Here is a 16,734-nt window from a genome sequence, read left to right on the forward strand (position 1 = left end):
CTGAACCTTTATTGAGGTTTTATCGTTCGCTGCGACAAGGTCGAGAGCGAGGAGTGCAGTCATGGAAACGTATCGGCTCGCGGTACTGATCGGCAGTGTGCGCGAGGGCAGGTTCGGCCCGGTCGTGGCGCGGTGGTTCGCGCAGCGGGCGGGCGCGCGCCCGGATGTGGAGGTGGACCTGATCGATCTCGCCGCGGGGCCCGTGCTCGCGGAGCGCATCGAGGCCGCCGATGCCGTCGTGGTGGTCACCCCGGAGTACAACCACGCCTATCCGGGCCCGCTCAAGGACGCGATCGACGCGGTTTTCCTACCGTGGCACGCGAAACCGGTCGGCTTCGTCAGCTACGGCGGCATCTCGGGCGGGCTGCGCGCGGTCGAAGGGCTGCGGCTGGTGTTCGCCGAACTGCATGCGATGACCGTCCGCGATTCGGTGAGCATCGCGGACGTCTACGCGCAGTTCGACGCGGACGGCGCCCCGGTGGAGCCGAAACCGCTGGAGGAGGCCGCGGAGGTGATGCTCGACCGGCTCGCGTGGTGGGCATTCACCCTGCGTGATGGTCGCAAAACAAGGGAGTTCAGCTAGGTTACTGTCTGGTAGGGTCGCCCTATGCGCGATGCAGGGCTGAACGAGCGGCTATTCAGCGCCGTTTACCCGATCGTGCTCGGCGCTGCGGAACGTGCCGGTCAGGGCCGGATCCGCGAGCAGCTCATCGGCCAGGCGAGCGGGCGGACGCTGGAGATCGGCGCCGGGAACGGGTTCAATCTGCCCTACTATCCGCCCGCGGTCAGCGAACTGACCGTCTCGGAGCCGAGCGCGCCGATGCGCAAGCGGTTGCAGCGCAGGCTCGCGGCCGACCCACCGGCGGCAGCGGCGTGGCGGATCCTGGACTCCCGCGCCGAGGAGCTGCCCTTCGCGGACGGCGATTTCGACACCGTGGTCGCCAGCTATGTGCTCTGCACGGTCCCGGATCCGCGTGCGGCACTCGCCGAGTTCGCCAGGGTGCTCGCGCCGGGTGGCAGGTACCTGTTCCTGGAACACGTGCACGCGGGGCCGGGCACGCTGCTCGGTCACCTGCAGGACGCCGTCGAGCGCCCGCACCGGTTCTTCGGCGCGGGCTGTCATCCGAACCGGCGCACCGAACGATCGCTCTTCGATTCCCCGCTGACGGTGGAACTTCTCGAACACGGCAGGATGCCGCTCGGTATGCCGACCGTGCGCCCCATCATTCTCGGCACGGCGTGCCGCGACTGACTTCGCCCAGGAGGTAACCATGCCTGCGACACACGAGGTGACCAACCAGGCCCCGCCGCTGCAGGGCCACGACGTGGCCGCGTACCGGCCGCTGCTCGACGGGGTGCGGGCGAACGGGGCCGGATGGGCGGAAGACGCGCTGCACGAACTGGGCACCCTCGCCGGGAGCGCGCAGGCCCAGGAATGGGGCCGGGTCGCGGAAAAGGTGCCACCGGTGCTGCACACGCACGACCGCTACGGGCACCGCATCGACGAGGTCGAGTACCACCCGTACTACCACGAGCTGATGGGCGTCTCGGTGCGCAATGGCCTGCACGCCGCGCCATGGCGGGAAGAGAAACCCGGCGCGCACGTGGCCCGCTCCGCGAAGATGTTCGTGTGGTGCCAGGCCGATGCTGGGCACCTGTGCCCGATCTCCATGACCTACGCCGCCATTCCCGCGCTGCGCACCGAGCCGGAACTGGCGCGGTCGTACGAGCCGCTGCTCACCAATCCGGTCTACGAGCCGGAACTGCGCGCACCGCTGGAGAAATCCGCGCTGATCGCGGGCATGTCGATGACCGAGAAGCAGGGCGGTTCAGATGTACGGGCGAACACCACGAAGGCGGTGCCCAACGCGGACGGGAGCTTCGCGCTCACCGGGCACAAATGGTTCACCTCCGCACCGAACTCGGATGTGTTCCTCACGCTCGCCGTGGCGCCGGGTGGGCTGAGCTGTTTCCTGGTACCGAAAATCCTGCCCGACGGCAGCCGCAACACCGTGCATCTGCAGCGGCTCAAGGACAAGCTGGGCAACAAGTCCAACGCCTCCTCGGAGATCGAGTACGACAACGCGCTCGGCTGGCCGATCGGGGAACAGGGCCGCGGGGTGGCCACCATCATCAAGATGGTGAACATGACCCGGCTGGACTGCCTGACCTGTTCGGCTTCGGCGATGCGGCTCGGGCTCTCCCAGGCACTGCACCACGCGCGGTACCGCAGCGCCTTCGGCGGCCTGCTCATCGATGCCCCGCTGATGCGCAATGTGCTCGCGGATCTGGCGATCGAGGCGGAGGCCGCGACCCTGGTGACGATGCGGCTGGCGGGCGCGGTGGACCGGGCAGGCGCCGATGAACACGAGGCGGCGCTGCGCCGGATCGGGATCGCGATCAGCAAGTACTGGGTGTGCAAACGCGCGCCGGTGCACGCGGGCGAGGCGCTGGAATGCCTCGGTGGCAACGGTTATGTCGAGGAATCCGGGATGCCACGGCTGTACCGGGAGGCCCCGCTGACCTCGATCTGGGAAGGCTCGGGGAATGTGGCCGCGCTCGATGCGCTGCGTGCCATGGCGCGCCAGCCGGCGACCGTGGAGGCGTATTTCGCCGAGGTGGACAAGGCTTCGGGGGTGGACGCGCGCCTGGACGACGCGATCGCCGTACTGCGCAAGGAACTCTCCGATTTCGAGGACGTGGAATACCGGGCGCGCCGGGTCGTGGAACTGATGGCGCTGGTCCTGCAGGGCGCCGAACTGCACCGAACCGGAGACGCCGCGGTCGCGGACGCGTTCTGCGCGACCCGGCTCGGCGGCGACTGGGGCGGCGCCTTCGGCACGCTGCCGAGCGCCGCGAACACCGACGCGATTCTCTCCCGCGCCACGATCTGAGCGCGTCAGGGCTTCATGTCCTGCCGTGCTGAGACATTGGCGAAGTACCTTCGCGAGACATCGGCGAAGTACCTTCGCGAGACATCGGCGAAGTACCTCCGCGAAACACTGGCGCGGTGCCTTCGCGAAACACTGGCGGAATACCTTCGCGTGCCGGATCGGCGTCTCGTCGCGAAGGCGCGCGATCACCACGGCCGGCGCTCCGGCTCGATCCTCCGCCTTGTCGATCTCGGGCGCGGGTGTGCCCCGCAGGACGATCCGACTTCCGCTCGCGACGGGCGAGAGCTCCCAGGCGCACCCTCGAGTGTGCTAGCCTCGGTGTCGTGATCACCGGGTCGGCCATGGGCCACACACGGATTGGATTCCCGGTCACTTCGTGACCGTGGCGCGGGCGAGAGGCCCGCCGCCCCTCCTTTTCTCGCATTCGATGCACGGCATGCGAAAGGAGGTGAATACATGTCCCACGCGAATGATGCCGGGCAAGCGTGGCGGGAATTTCTCGCCACGTACGAGGTCGGTTCGGTGCTGGACGCGACCATTGCCTCGGTCGTGCCGTTCGGCGCTTTTCTCGAGATCGCACCGGGAGTGCACGGCTTGCTGCACGCGGTCGAGTCCGATACCGAGTCGGTCGTCGGCCAGCGGCGCCGGGTGCAGATTCTGGCGATCGACGCCGGGCAGCAGCGCTGTAGCCTCGCTCCGGCGTGAGTGACAGGTCGGGTGGGGACAGAAAGCGGCTGCCCCCACCCGACCCGTTCAGCCTACTGCGGTCCGGATCACTGTGTTTACCGCCCGGATGCGCCTAGGGTGACAGGGAACAGCATCCGTGGAGGTGGCAGTGGCTTTGTTCGCTTCGGTCGACGAGGTCTCGGCGCGGCTCGCCGAGACCGGGTACCTTGCCTCCGGTGAGGTGGCCACGGCGGTGTTCCTCGCCGACCGGCTCGGGAAACCACTGTTGATCGAGGGCCCCGCCGGGGTGGGCAAGACCGAGCTGGCGAAGGCGGTCAGCGCGGCGAGCGCGGCCGAGCTCATCCGGTTGCAGTGCTATGAGGGTATCGACGAGGCGCGGGCCCTGTACGAATGGAACCACGCGAAACAGCTGCTGCGGATCACCGCGGGGCGCGGGGAGAGCTGGGAACAGGCCCGCGCCGATGTGTTCGGCGAGGAGTTCCTGCTGCCCCGCCCGCTGCTCTCCGCGATCCGCAGCGAACACCAGACGGTGCTGCTAATCGACGAGACGGACAAGGCCGACCTCGAGGTGGAGGGCCTGCTGCTCGAGGTGCTCAGCGATTTCCAGGTCACCGTCCCGGAATTGGGCACGATCAGCGCCCGGCACGTGCCTTTCGTGGTACTCACCTCGAACGGAACACGGGAACTGTCCGAGGCGTTGCGCCGCCGCTGCCTTTTCCTGCACCTGGATTTCCCGGACGAGGAACTGGAACGGCGGATCCTGCGCTCCCGGGTGCCCGCTCTGGAGGAAAGCCTTGCCGCCGCGGTGGTCGAGATGATCAATGCCTTGCGCGGTATGGGATTGCGCAAACCGCCTTCGGTTTCGGAGACCGTGGACTGGGCGCGCACCCTGCTCGAACTCGGCGCGCGCACCCTCGATGAGTCGGTGGTCGCGGACAGCATGGGGGTATTGCTCAAGCACCGCACCGATATCGAGATCGCCCACGAGAAACTGCAGCTACCCGGATGAGTACCGGTACCCGGCTCGTGGAGTTCGTCCGGGCCCTGCGTGAACACGGAATCACCGCGGGGCCGAGCGAGACGATCGATGCGGGCCGGGTACTCGAAGTGCTCGGCCTGGCCGACCGGGAACGGATGCGAGCCGGGCTTGCGGCCGCGCTGCTACGCCGCGGTGGCCAGCGCGCGGTGTTCGACCAGGTATTCGATCTGTACTTCCCGCTGGGTATCGGTGCCCCGGACGCGCACGCGGAAACCCTTGGACAGTACCGGGAACAGCTCGCCGAAGCGCTGGCCTCCGGTGCCGCGAGCGAGCTCACCGAGGCCGCCCGCACCGGGGTGGAACTGTTCGGCGCGGTGGACTCGGATGGCGGATTCTCCGCGCACCAGACACTCGAGGCGATCCAGCCGCAGACCCTGGTCGCGCAGGTCGCCGAGGCCGTGGCATCCGGGGGATTCGCCGAACGGCTCGCCCGCGACACCGCGCGCAGGCGGGTGGCCGAATTCCGCGAACGGGTGCGCACCGAGGCGCGCAGGCGCATCGCGGAATCCCGTGGGCGGGAACGCATTCACCGGCATGCGGTGACGCCCTCGGCCGAATCGGCCGAACTGCTCGCCCTCAACGCGGAACGGCTCGCCGCGCTGCGCCGCACCATCGGCCCGCTCGGCCGCAAGCTCGCCACCCGGCTCGCGGCCCGGCGCACCCACGCCCGGCGCGGCGAGATCGATCTGCGCCGCACCCTGCGCCGCTCGCTGTCCACCGGCGGGGTGCCGATGCGGCCCGCCTACCGGAAACCGCGCCCGAACAGGCCGGAAATCGTGCTGCTCTGCGATATGTCCGGCTCGGTTGCCAATTTCGCCACGTTCACCCTGCTGCTGGTGCAGGCGATGCGCGACCAGTTCTCCCGGGTGCGGATTTTCGCGTTCGTGGACAAGACCTGGGAGGTCACCGAACTGTTCGAGGCCACGGATCCGGATCCGGCGCGGATCGCCGAGCGGGTGCGGTCCAGGGTCGCCCCGGTCGCCTCGCTCGCGCACAGCGATTACGGGCGGGCACTCGGCACGTTCCTGGACTGGTACGGGGACGCGATCTCGGCGAAGACCTCGGTACTCGTGCTCGGCGATGCCCGCACCAACTACGGCTCCCCGAACGTGGCCGACTACGGCGCGATCGTGGCGACGGCACGCGCGGTGCACTGGCTCAATCCGGAAGCCGAATCCCGTTGGGACACCGGCGATTCGGCCGCCGGCGCCTATCACGCGCTCGCCCCGATGCACGAGTGCAGCACGATCGCCGCACTGACCGAACTCGTCGGCCGGATCCTTCCGGTCTGAAAAACAGCTTGCCGAGCCCGGTAGACTCACACCGTTCGTGCCGAGTAGCGAAAGACCTGTCGGAGGTGGGGTCGATGACCGCGCGCACTGCCGTCGCGGGGCGATCTTCCGGCTTCACGTCCCGGCCGAGGGCCTGACTCGCAGGTTCCACGCTGCCGCGCACCCGTGCCGCGGCTGCGCTCACACGAACACGTAAGGAATCCTTTCCATCATGGCAATTCGTCATATCTGGACCACGCGCGCCGAAACCAGCGCCGACATCCCGGTGATCCGGGAGATCGATCTGGCGGCCTTCGACACCGCGGAAGAGGCCGAGCTGGTCGACGCGTTGCGGGCGGACCCGGCGTGGATCGACGGGCTGTCGCTGATCGCGGACGATCAGGACGGCAATCCGGCCGGGCACGCCCTGCTGACTCGCTGCCACATCGGGGAGGTCCCGGCCCTGGGCCTCGGACCGGTCGCCGTGTGGCCCGAACAGCAGAACACCGGTGCCGGAAGCGCGGCGATACGGGCCGCGCTGCGGGCGGCCACCGAGGCCGGTGAACACTTCGTCATCGTGCTCGGGCACCCGAACTACTATCCGCGGTTCGGGTTCACCCGCGCGGCATCGCACGGGATCGGTATCCCGATCGAGGTTCCGGAAGAGTCGCTGATGGCGCTCTCCCTTGACGAACGGTTCCCGCTGCCGAGCGGCACCATCCGGTACGCGGCACCGTTCGGTATCTGAGCCGGGGCACCGTGCAGGACCACGCCCTGCACGGTGCTCATCGGGCCTGTTCGTCGAGGTAGCGGATCAGCTTGCCGTGGAAGGTGCCGATCAGCTGACGGAACGCGGCGCGGATGAGCGGCCCCGATGCGGGAATCAGTTCCTCGAACTGGATCTGCCAGCGCACATCCGTGCCGTCATCGGCTTCGGTGAAGGTGAGCTCGCCCGCGTAGTTGCGCATCGGCGCGGGAGTCACGAGCGTATAGCCGATCCGCCGGTGCGGTTCGAAGGCGGTGATCCGCTCCTTGACCGGGAGCGGACCGCCGGGGAAGGCACCCATGGCGCGCACGGCGCCGACCCCGCGTTCGTCCGGGTTGCCCGTGCGGGTGAGTTTGGTGGCTCGCACGACCGGTTTACCCCACTTGGTCCAATCCTCCGCGTTCGCCACCGCGTCGAAGGCCGCCTGCTGCGAGGCCTTGGTGTGCGCGGTGAATTCGAAGGAGAACAGGTCGGCCATTGGTCACCTCGCGGGGTCGGTTCCGTACCTCTCCCATCTCATACCGTCGGTATGCGAGCCGTCAACTCCTCGCTCACCCGCCGAGCGTATGCATCAGTCCCGTGGCCCCTTCGGCGCCGGCCCGGACGAACATCGGGGTGACTCCGGACGGGGCCGGGTAGTCGTGCAGTGTCCGCCCACCGGGCACGAAGCGGTGCCGGTTCGGGTCGTACCAGAGGTCGCGCGGCAGCACGACGTCCCGGTGGTCGCCCTTGGTGATCATCGGCGCGGCGAGCAGCGCGGGCCCGAGCATCCACTCATCGTCGATCGTGTCGAAGCGGTGATCCTTGGCGAAGTCGAAGAACACCGGCCGCATGATCGGGCTCCCGTCCCGCACGGCGCGATCGACCTGCGCCCGGATGTAGGGTGCGATCTTTTCGTGCAGCCGCACCGCTTTCGCGTACTCATTCGCGGTCTGCGGCGGGTACTTCACCGGCTTCCCGGTCGTCGTGTCCACAGTGGACACCGGTGAGGTCGAGGAGTACATGAGCGGCATCAGCGCGGCCGCCTGGGCCCAGCGCACGAGCAGATCCCCGGATGGCGGCGGCAGGCTGTTCGAACCGCCGATCATGTCGGTTTCCACGAAGGGATAACCGTTGGTGGAGATCGCCATCGAGCGGCGCAGCGTGGTGCGCAGCCCGTCCCAGTTCGCGTCCGCATCCACCGCGCGGGTGACGAAACCGTAGCGCTGGTTTCCCCAGTGGGTGCGGATTCCCGCGCCCTGTTGGTCGAACTCGTCGGTCATGTCCGCACCGATGCGCTGATAATCGCGCGGGGTCAGATTGTTCGAGGTGGCACAGGAATCATCGAAGAACCGGGTGTCGAATTTGAATCCGTCCACGCGATAGTCCTGCATGAGTTTGCGCAGCTTGCCGGTGTACCAGTCGCGCGCCTTCTTGTTGGCGAGGTCGATGATCCCGGCCTTGCCGTTCCACCATTTCACCGTGCATGCCTTGTTCGGATCGTCCTTGGCGCGCACCAGATAACCGTGATCGCGCGCGTAGGCGTAGTTCTTCGAATCCAGGTTGACCCAGAACGTGGTCCACAGCCCGAACTTGTACCCCATGCCGTGGATCTGCTCGACCATCTTCTTCGGATCCGGGAAGGTGCGCGAATCGAAGGTCATGTTGCCGTAGTTGGACTCCCACTTGTCGTCCAGCTGAATGGTGTGCCCGTCGACCTCGGCCGCGCGCAGCTGCTTGGTCCAGTCGAGTACCTTGCGCTGATCGATATCGCGGTAGTACTGCGCCCAGGAATTCCACAACGGTTTCGCGTATTCGAACGGTTTCGCATCGGATTTCTCCGGCTTGCCGACCTCGCGCAGATAGGCGTCGTACACCGCGCGCCGGTCGCGCTCCAGGAAAACCGTGCTGGTGAAATCCTTGGTGTTGGTGACCGTGAGATCACCGCGGCCGTTCGCGAACTTCACGCGCATCGGCTGCGGGGTGCGCACGTAGACCCCGACCGATTTCGAGGTGTACCAGTACGGTTCCTGCATGACATAGCTCGACGGCGAGAAGTCCTTTTCGTCGACCTTCCCCGCGGAGTACGGATATGGCTGCGCGGTCCCCTCGCTGGTCTCCCCACCGCCGTACCAATGACCGGAGGGGGCGAGCTCGAAGTGGGTTCCCCGCTCGCCGACTCCCGCTCCGAGCACCGACCAGGCGAGCTCCACCCGGTCGGATCCGGGGGTGATGTCCAGTCGGACCGTCTTGCCCGCGGTGGAATCCGCCTCGGCGAGGATGTGCCCGTTTTCGCGGTGCACCGAGCGCACCCGGGTGGCCACCGCGCCGTTGCCGAAGGTGAACGCGTCCCGCGCGGTGCGCAGTACCGGTTCGCCGTGCCGGGAGACGGTGAGCCCGAGCCGTTCCGGGGCGATCCGCAGCTGGTAGCCGGCGAATCCGTAGACGAATCCGCCCGGGCTCGCCGAGGCAGGCAGTGCGGTGGCGGCCAGCAGCGCGGCGAGCGCGCAACAGACCAGGGACCAGCGTCGCATCACGACCTCCGGTTCTGCATAAAGATGATCGGTTCGACAGTGAATCGGTCAGAAACAAACAAACCCTGCCGGGTGTGGCGCTGTCAAGGGTTCGGCGCAGACTCGAGCTGTGACCGAACCATCGACCGAACCCGGCACCGAGCGGCTCCGCGCCGCGCTGCGCCGGGTGCTCCCCGCGGACCGCATCCTCACCGACCCCGACACGATCCGGCGCTACTGCCACGATGAGGCCGAATGGGCCCCGCACGGGCAACCGCTGGCGGTGGTGCGCCCGCGCACGGCCGAACAGGCCCAGACCGTGGTGCGGTTCGCCATCGAGCACCGGGTGCCCGTGGTGCCGCGCGGCGCGGGGACAGGTCTCTCCGGTGGCGCGAACGCGATCGAGGGCGGGATGGTGCTCGTCTTCGACGCGATGACCGCGATCCGGGAGATCGACCCGGCCGAACGGCTCGCGGTCGTGGAACCCGGCGTGGTCAACGAGGATCTGCGCACCGCCTGCGCGGAACACGGGTTGTGGTATCCGCCGGATCCGGCCAGCTCGCCATGGTCGACCATCGGCGGCAACGTGGCCACCAACGCGGGCGGGGTGTGCTGCGTGAAGTACGGGGTCACCCGGGACTACGTGCTCGGCATGCAGATCGTGGACGGGCGGGGCGAACTGGTCCGGCTCGGCAGGCGCACCGCGAAAGGCGTGGCCGGATACGACCTGTGCGGGCTGCTGGTCGGTTCGGAGGGCACCCTCGGTGTGCTGACCGAGCTCACCGTGAAGCTGCTGCCCGCGCGGGCACCCGAACGCACCATCGCGGGCTCCTTCGATTCGGTCGTGACCGCGGGCGCGGCCGTGGCCAGGGTCGCCGAGGCCGGGATCGTGCCCTCGGCGCTGGAGCTCGTCGACCGGCACTGTCTGCGCGCGGTGGACGAGTGGAAGAACATGGGCCTCGCGGTGGACGCGGATGTGCTGCTGCTCGGCCGTTCCGATGAGGAGAGCCCGCGGCAGGCCGAGGTGATCCGGGACTGCTTCGAGGCGGCGGGCGCGAACTGGGCCGCGGTGTCCACCGACGAGTACGAGGCCGAGGCACTGTTCCAGGCGCGGCGGCTGGCCTATCCCGCGCTCGAACGGCTCGGCCCGGTGCTCACCGAGGACGTGTGCGTGCCCAAGGGGAAGGTGCCCGAGATGCTCGCCCGCATCGAACGAGCGGGCATCGAGCACGAAACGCACATCGCGAACATCGCGCATGCCGGGGACGGGAACCTGCACCCGCTGTTGATCACCCAGCCCGGCGATGAGGCGGCCAGGGTCCGGGCACAGGCCGCGTTCGCCGACATCCTCGAGGCCGCGCTCGACCTCGGCGGCACGGTCACCGGGGAACACGGGGTCGGTCTGCTCAAGGCGCCGGGACTGCGCGCGGAGCTGAGCGAACCCGCGCTGGAGATGCATCGCCAGGTCAGGAAGGCCCTCGACCCGTTCGGCATCCTCAATCCCGGCAAGGTATTCGGTCAGTGATCTATTCACTTCGTCCCGTGCATGGCTATGGGCGCGCCGACATGGGATGATGCCCACGGAGTTGGGAACCTTGGAGGAATAAGGGAGACCGGACGAGGCTCTGGGGAGAGGCCGCGTCGGGAGAGGGCGATGGTTCAGCAGCGCGAGTTTTCCGAGCGGGCGGGATGGAGAACTCATGCCGAGCGCGTACACGGACGGGGTTACCGTCGCTACTCGCTGTTCGTGCTCGCTCTCGGAGTCCTCGGCGCGCTCGCCCAGTGGCTCACCACCGAGGTGCACTGGAGCACCGGCCAGATCCTGCCCGCGCTGCTGATCACCGCGGGGTTCCTGCTCGCCGAGGCATGCACCACCGACATCAACGTGGGCCGGATCGACTACACGATCTCGCTCACCGCGATCCCGATCGTGATCGGCCTGTACACCCTGCCGTTCCCGATCGTGCTCGCCGCGCACCTGGTCTCCGGGCTCGCCATTCAGCTGGGCCGCAGAGCGTTCACCCACGTCCTCTACAACGCCGGGGTGCTGTGCGTGGAGATCGCGCTGCCGTTCCTGTTGTTCCGGCTGCTGTCCCCGGTGCAGGCAGTTCCCGGCTGGGTGGTCGTGGTGCTCGCCGTGCTCGCCTCCTCGCTGGCCAGCACCGGGCTCGGGCTCGGCGCGCTGCAGACGGCCGGCGCGGGCCTCGGCATGCGGCAGGTCGCCAGCCTCGGCGCGCGCACGGTGGTCGTGGAGATCGTGGCCACCATGCTGACCGTCGCGTTCTACGGAGTGGTCCGCGATGTGGCCTGGGGCTGGCTGTTCGTGGTGCTGCTCGCCGGCGCGATGCTCGCCATGTTCTTCGCCTACGGGCAGCTGTTCCGGGAACAACGCGATCTCGGCGCGCTGGCCAACATCAGCCTCGAGGTGGCGCGCAAACGTGGCGCCGGACCGGGGCCGTTCGAAGCGGACGGCAGGCAGGAGATCGACGCGCAGTGGGCCCGGGTCGGCGAGCAGATCCGCGATCAGATCGGCGCGGACCGCATCGTGCTGCACCTGGTCGAGGACGACAACGAGGCGGTGCGCACCGTGATCGCCGGGCGCGCCCTTCCCGAAGGCTGCCAGCCCGAGGAGTTCTGGCGGGAGGACCCGCTGCTGCAGCTGCCCGGCACCGAGGTGCGCTATCACCGCCGCCGGGACGCCGCCGAGGAGGTCGCGGCCGCGCTGCGCGGCAGGGGCGCGCACGAGGCGCTGGTGGTGCCGCTGCGCAACTCGGCCCGGCTGCTCGGCGCGGTCGAGGCGCACGACAAGGCCAGCAGGTGGCGCGGGTTCGGCAGGGCCGACATCCGGTTGCTGCGCACCATCGCCAACCACCTCTCCACCGCGACCGACAACCAGCGGCTCGTCGCACGGCTGCGGCACGACGCGTACCACGATCCGCAGACCGGGCTGCTCAACCGGCCGGGCTTCCTCGCGGCCGCCGGGGAACAGGTCGGCGAGGGCGCGATCGTGCTGCGCGCCGATCTGGACGTGCTCTCCGGGGTCTCCGACGCGCTCGGTCAGGTGTGGGGGGACCGGATGGTGGTCACCGCGGGTCAGCGGCTGCGTGATCAGCTCGGCCCGGAGGTGCCGCTGGCCCGGATCGAAGGCGGCCAGTTCGCGGTGCTGCTGGACGGTTCGCGGCCACCCGAGGAGATCGCCGAACGGCTGCGTTCCGCGCTCACCGCGACCTACACCTTCGGCAAGCTCTCCGTGGAAGCGGAGGCTTACCTCGGATTCGCCAAGGTGCTCGAATCCTCCGGCGAGGAAACCGATGTCACCACGCTGCTGCAGCGCGCCGATGTCGCCCTGCGAACCGCGCGCAGCAGCGCCGAATCGGTCCGGGAACACTCGCCGAGCATGGGCAGCGTCTTCCTGCGGCGCTTCCAGCTGGTGACCCAGTTCCGCCAGGCGGTGGACCGCGGCGAAGTGCTCGCCTACTACCAGCCGAAGGTGGCGCTCGGCAGCAAGCAGCTGCTCGGCTTCGAGGCCCTGGTGCGCTGGCGGCATCCGGAGTTCGGCCAGCTCTCCCCGGACGAGTTCGTGCCCGCGGTGGAAGCGACCGGGCTCATCGACGTGCTCACCGCCTTCGTCAGCGAGGAGGCGATCAAACGCATCCGGGCCTGGCTGGACAACGGGCTGCGAATGGGTGTCTCGGTGAATCTCGCGGTGCGCAGCCTCGGCGACGACACCCTCCCCGAACAGGTGGCCGAGGCACTGGAACGGCACGGGGTGCCCGCCGAACTGCTCACCTTCGAGATCACCGAGTCCGGTGTGATGGCCAATCCGGAGCGGGCCCTTCCGGTGCTGCGGCGGCTGCATGCGCTCGGTGTGGTGCTCGCACTCGACGACTTCGGCACCGGGTACTCCTCGCTCGCCTATCTGCGCCAGCTCCCGGTGGACGAGGTGAAGATCGACAAGAGCTTCGTGCAGGGCATGGGGACCGACCTGGGAGATCTCGCCGTGGTGCGCTCCATCGTGGAACTCGGGCACTCCCTCGGCCTGCACGTGGTCGCCGAGGGTGTAGAGGACGACCTGTCCAGGGAGGCCCTGCTCGGCATGGACTGTGACGTGGCCCAGGGCTACCTGATCTCGCGTCCGCTGCCCGAGGACAAGCTCGAGCCGTGGATCCGCGCACGCACCCTTCGTGAACCGGGCGAATGCGGCGCTGCCCGGCTCACCCTGCTTTCGTGACCCCCGCCGCGCGAGCCCCGGAACGCCCATGTACTCTTTTGGAGGCTCGCGGGCAAGCGGCGAGCATGCCCCTTTAGCTCAGTCGGCAGAGCGTCTCCATGGTAAGGAGAAGGTCTACGGTTCGATTCCGTAAAGGGGCTCGACGGTGGGCGATGTGTGCTCACGGATTGCGTGGGCCTTGCCGTCTCGCTGATAACTGTGGGGGCGCAGCCCCCACGCCCCGGCCCGAGGGGACTTCGTCCCCCGGACCCCCTGGGTGGGTGGCCGAGTCGGGTGCAGCGGGTAAGCTTGGCAGGGTTCAGGCTCGCTTGGCGGTGTAGCTCAGTTGGCAGAGCAAACGGCTCATAATCGTTGTGTCGCCGGTTCAAGTCCGGCCACCGCTACTGAACCGACCCGATAGGCACAGAAGACGAAAGGCTTGACCCGTGGCTGCCTCTACCGACGTGCGACCGAAGATCACGATGGCGTGCGAGGAGTGCAAGCACCGCAACTACATCACCAAGAAGAACCGGCGCAACAACCCGGACCGTCTTGAGATGAAGAAGTTCTGCCCGAACTGCGGCGCGCACCGTACGCACAAAGAGACTCGCTGAGACTCGCTGACGAGGACGACGCGCGGTGGCGCTCGACCCGAACTTCATCGGCAGGCATTATCCGGCCCGGGAAACCTACGAGGTCGGCCGGGAGAAGATCGCCGAGTTCGCTGCGGCGATCGGGGACACCAACCCGATCTACCTGGACCCCGCCGCCGCGGCGGCTGCCGGGCACCCGGATGTGATCGCCCCGCCGACTTTCCTCACGATCGTCAACCTGCGCGCGATCAATGTGATCGTCGGCGACCCGGAACTCGGGCTCGACTACGGGCGCATGGTGCACGGCGACCAGAGCTTCGATCACCGGCGCCCGGTACACGCGGGCGACCGGATCGCGGTCAGCGTGACCATCGAGGACATCATGGCCCGTGCGGGCAACGACTTCATCACCATGCGCGCCGAGGTACACGACGAGGCCTCCGAACTCGTGTGCGTGTGCCGTGCGCAACTCGTCGTACGGGGTGACGAAGCATGAGTGCCGAGCCGAGGAGCACGGGAGCATCGCAACGAGCCCTGGCGAGCGAGGAGCGGACCGGGCGAGGAGGCGAGGCATGAGTACCGTCACGAAGGGCGAGGAATTCGGCCCGCTCGAGGTCACGGTCACCCGTGCGAATCTGGTGCGCTACGCGGGCGCCTCGCTCGACTTCAACCCCATCCACTGGAACGAGCGGTTCGCGCACGAGGTCGGGCTCCCCGACGTGATCGCGCACGGCATGCTCACCATGGCCTTCGCCGGCAGCCTGGTCACCGACTGGGCAGGAGACCCGGGCAAGGTCCTCGAATACGGGGTGCGGTTCACCAGGCCGGTCCCGGTCCCCGACGACGCCGACGGCGCCACCGTGACCTTCACCGGCAAGGTCAGCGAGGTGAGCGAAGGCAGCCCGGCCATCGCCAAGGTGCTGATCACGGCCAAATGCCAGGGCCAGACCGTGCTCGGCAAGGCCGTGGCCAGGGTCGCCGTTGACTGAACCGGTGGCCGTCGTCACCGGTGCCTCCCGGGGAATCGGCGCGGCCACCGCACGCATCCTCGCCGGGAACGGTTACCACGTGGTGGTCAACTACGCGGCCGATGAAGCGGGCGCGCGCTCGGTCGCCGAGGAAATCGGTGGCACCCCGCTGCGCGCCGATGTCGCGGACCCCGGACAAACCGAAGCCCTGTTCGCCGGTGCCGCGGAACTCGGCCCGCTGACCGCGCTGGTCAACAATGCGGGCATCACCGGAAACCACATCGGCCCGCTGCACACCCATGAACCCGAGGCCGTGCGCCGGATGCTCGAGGTCAACGTGACCGGCGTGTTCCTGTGCTGCCGCGCGGCGCTGCCCTGGATGACCGGCGGGGCCATCGTGAACGTCTCCTCGACCGCGGCGTTCCGCGGATCCCCCGGCGAATGGGTTCCCTACGCGGCCAGCAAGGCCGCGGTCAACACCATGACCACCGGACTGGCCACCGAGGTCGCCGAACGCGGCATCCGGGTCAATGCCGTCGCGGCCGGGCTCGTGGAAACCGGGCTGCACGCCGCGGCCGGGGAACCGGGCCGGATCGGGCGGGTCGCGCCCAAGATCCCCATGGGCCGCGCGGGCACCCCCGAGGAGATCGCCGAATCCATTGCCTGGCTGCTCTCCCCGGCCGCCTCCTTCGTCACCGGTGCCGTCCTCCCGGTGAGCGGCGGTTTCTAGGCCGTTCTCGATAGGATGCGGCCCATGAACTCCTACTGGCGCGTCGTCCTTCCACCACCGGCTGCCTGACCGGCAGCCGTTCGCCGACCCGGTGCGTCCGGGTACGGCCATCGCGTGCTGCCGACTCCCGGGTCAATGCAGCGGCGATTCAAGGGACGCAACACATGTCAGGACAGGAGTATCGATCAGGGCTGGCCACGACCAGGGGTGCGGTGTTCGTGCTCGGCGCGGCCGGCCTCTGGGGAACAACGGGAACGGCGGCCAGCTTCGCGCCACGGGCCGCGTCGGGGGTCTCGATCGGCGCGGCCACCATGGGCATCGGTGGCCTCGTGCTGCTCGCCCTCGCCGGGCGCACGGCGCTGCGACCGCTGCGGGCCGGGCGTGCCCCGGTGGTCACCGCACTGCTCGGGGCGGCGAACGCGGCGATCTATCCGCTCGCCTTCTACACCTCGATGAGCCTCGCCGGGGTCGCCGTGGGCACCGTGGTGACCATCGGGTCCTCCCCGGTGTTCGCGGCCCTGCTCGAACGGTTCCTGGACAGTGCCCGCCTCGACCGGACCTGGCTGCTGGCCACCGCGGTCAGCGCGATCGGGGTGGCCGCGCTCGTGCTCGGCGGAGAAGGACCAGGCGCGGGCACGCAACCGGTGCCCGGGGTGCTGCTCGGGCTGGTGAGCGGGGCGAGCTACGCGGGGTACACGTTCGCGGCCGGGCGGCTGATCGGCGCGGGGCACTCCTCCCGGGCCGTGGTCGGGCTGCTGTTCGGGCTCGCCACGTTCGTGCTCATCCCGGTGTTCGCGGCGACCGGCGCGCCCCTGCTGCGGGGCAGTGGCCTCGTGGTGACCGCCTACCTGGCCCTGGTCCCGATGTCGGTGGCCTACGTGCTCTACGGTGCCGGGTTGCGGCAGCTGCGGGTGACCGCGGTCGCCACGCTCACCCTGTTCGAGCCCGGGGTGGCCGCCGTGCTCAGCGTGCTCGTCGTGGGTGAACGGCTCGGCGTGCTCGCCTGGATCGGCGCCGCGCTGATCGGGATCGGGCTCGCGCTCACCACCCTGCGTGGGCGCTGAACCCGATCGCCCGGCGCAGA

The 16,734-nt window shown here is 68.8% G+C and carries 16 protein-coding genes and 2 tRNA genes; 16 read left to right on the plus strand and 2 right to left on the minus strand.

Features of this window, described 5'->3' with window-relative positions:
* Positions 1–61 precede the first annotated feature (61 nt).
* The 7 genes from A37U_RS0125445 to A37U_RS0125475 all read left to right on the plus strand — a co-directional run bounded on the left by A37U_RS0125445 (position 62) and on the right by A37U_RS0125475 (position 6,639).
* Entirely contained in the window at positions 62–583 is a 522-nt protein-coding gene (locus A37U_RS0125445) for an NADPH-dependent FMN reductase (protein WP_020499495.1), read from the plus strand.
* Between the two features lie 24 nt (positions 584–607).
* Entirely contained in the window at positions 608–1,252 is a 645-nt protein-coding gene (locus A37U_RS0125450; RefSeq protein WP_020499496.1) for a class I SAM-dependent methyltransferase, read from the plus strand.
* Between the two features lie 19 nt (positions 1,253–1,271).
* Positions 1,272–2,894, plus strand: coding sequence for an acyl-CoA dehydrogenase family protein (locus A37U_RS0125455; protein ID WP_020499497.1), 1,623 nt, complete (start codon positions 1,272–1,274; stop codon positions 2,892–2,894).
* A 456-nt stretch (positions 2,895–3,350) separates the two neighbouring features.
* Positions 3,351–3,599 (plus strand): S1 RNA-binding domain-containing protein, encoded by a 249-nt coding sequence (locus A37U_RS0125460; protein WP_020499498.1) that lies wholly within the window; start codon positions 3,351–3,353, stop codon positions 3,597–3,599.
* A gap of 124 nt (positions 3,600–3,723) precedes the next feature.
* A complete protein-coding gene (locus A37U_RS0125465; RefSeq protein ID WP_205623016.1) occupies positions 3,724–4,590 on the plus strand; it encodes an AAA family ATPase in 867 nt (288 codons plus the stop codon).
* Positions 4,587–5,912 carry a vWA domain-containing protein gene (locus A37U_RS0125470; RefSeq protein ID WP_020499500.1) on the plus strand — a complete coding sequence of 442 codons (1,326 nt, stop codon included), beginning with the start codon at positions 4,587–4,589 and terminating at the stop codon, positions 5,910–5,912. The genes A37U_RS0125465 and A37U_RS0125470 overlap by 4 nt, the downstream gene beginning before the upstream one ends.
* 211 nt (positions 5,913–6,123) lie before the next feature.
* Complete coding sequence (locus tag A37U_RS0125475) at positions 6,124–6,639, plus strand: GNAT family N-acetyltransferase (RefSeq protein WP_020499501.1); 516 nt, start codon at positions 6,124–6,126, stop codon at positions 6,637–6,639.
* Positions 6,640–6,676: 37 nt separating this feature from the next.
* Here A37U_RS0125475 and A37U_RS0125480 read toward each other — a convergent pair whose 3' ends face one another.
* Entirely contained in the window at positions 6,677–7,135 is a 459-nt protein-coding gene (locus tag A37U_RS0125480; RefSeq protein WP_020499502.1) for an SRPBCC family protein, read from the minus strand.
* Positions 7,136–7,208: 73 nt separating this feature from the next.
* Positions 7,209–9,170 carry a glycoside hydrolase family 31 protein gene (locus A37U_RS0125485; protein WP_020499503.1) on the minus strand — a complete coding sequence of 654 codons (1,962 nt, stop codon included), beginning with the start codon at positions 9,168–9,170 and terminating at the stop codon, positions 7,209–7,211.
* Between the two features lie 109 nt (positions 9,171–9,279).
* On the opposite strand from A37U_RS0125485, the gene A37U_RS0125490 reads away from it, so the two are divergent.
* The 9 genes from A37U_RS0125490 to A37U_RS45270 all read left to right on the plus strand — a co-directional run bounded on the left by A37U_RS0125490 (position 9,280) and on the right by A37U_RS45270 (position 16,714).
* Entirely contained in the window at positions 9,280–10,674 is a 1,395-nt protein-coding gene (locus A37U_RS0125490; protein WP_020499504.1) for an FAD-binding oxidoreductase, read from the plus strand.
* A gap of 129 nt (positions 10,675–10,803) precedes the next feature.
* Complete coding sequence (locus A37U_RS0125495) at positions 10,804–13,380, plus strand: putative bifunctional diguanylate cyclase/phosphodiesterase (protein ID WP_020499505.1); 2,577 nt, start codon at positions 10,804–10,806, stop codon at positions 13,378–13,380.
* A 67-nt stretch (positions 13,381–13,447) separates the two neighbouring features.
* Positions 13,448–13,520 (plus strand) — tRNA-Thr (locus tag A37U_RS0125500).
* Between the two features lie 170 nt (positions 13,521–13,690).
* Positions 13,691–13,763: transfer RNA gene (locus tag A37U_RS0125505), tRNA-Met, on the plus strand.
* Between the two features lie 42 nt (positions 13,764–13,805).
* Positions 13,806–13,973: a 50S ribosomal protein L33 gene (rpmG, locus tag A37U_RS0125510; protein WP_026197594.1), complete on the plus strand. Its 168-nt coding sequence runs from the start codon at positions 13,806–13,808 to the stop codon at positions 13,971–13,973.
* 25 nt (positions 13,974–13,998) lie between these two features.
* Positions 13,999–14,448, plus strand: a complete 450-nt coding sequence (locus tag A37U_RS0125515) for an FAS1-like dehydratase domain-containing protein (RefSeq protein ID WP_020499507.1) — start codon at positions 13,999–14,001, stop codon at positions 14,446–14,448.
* Between the two features lie 76 nt (positions 14,449–14,524).
* Positions 14,525–14,941 (plus strand): MaoC family dehydratase, encoded by a 417-nt coding sequence (locus A37U_RS0125520; RefSeq protein ID WP_020499508.1) that lies wholly within the window; start codon positions 14,525–14,527, stop codon positions 14,939–14,941.
* Positions 14,934–15,650, plus strand: coding sequence for an SDR family oxidoreductase (locus A37U_RS0125525; RefSeq protein WP_205623017.1), 717 nt, complete (start codon positions 14,934–14,936; stop codon positions 15,648–15,650). The genes A37U_RS0125520 and A37U_RS0125525 overlap by 8 nt, the downstream gene beginning before the upstream one ends.
* 164 nt (positions 15,651–15,814) lie before the next feature.
* Positions 15,815–16,714 (plus strand): DMT family transporter, encoded by a 900-nt coding sequence (locus A37U_RS45270; protein ID WP_051111730.1) that lies wholly within the window; start codon positions 15,815–15,817, stop codon positions 16,712–16,714.
* Positions 16,715–16,734 lie beyond the last annotated feature (20 nt).

Source organism: Sciscionella marina DSM 45152 (genome assembly GCF_000379465.1).
GTDB classification, from domain to species: Bacteria; Actinomycetota; Actinomycetes; order Mycobacteriales; family Pseudonocardiaceae; genus Sciscionella; species Sciscionella marina.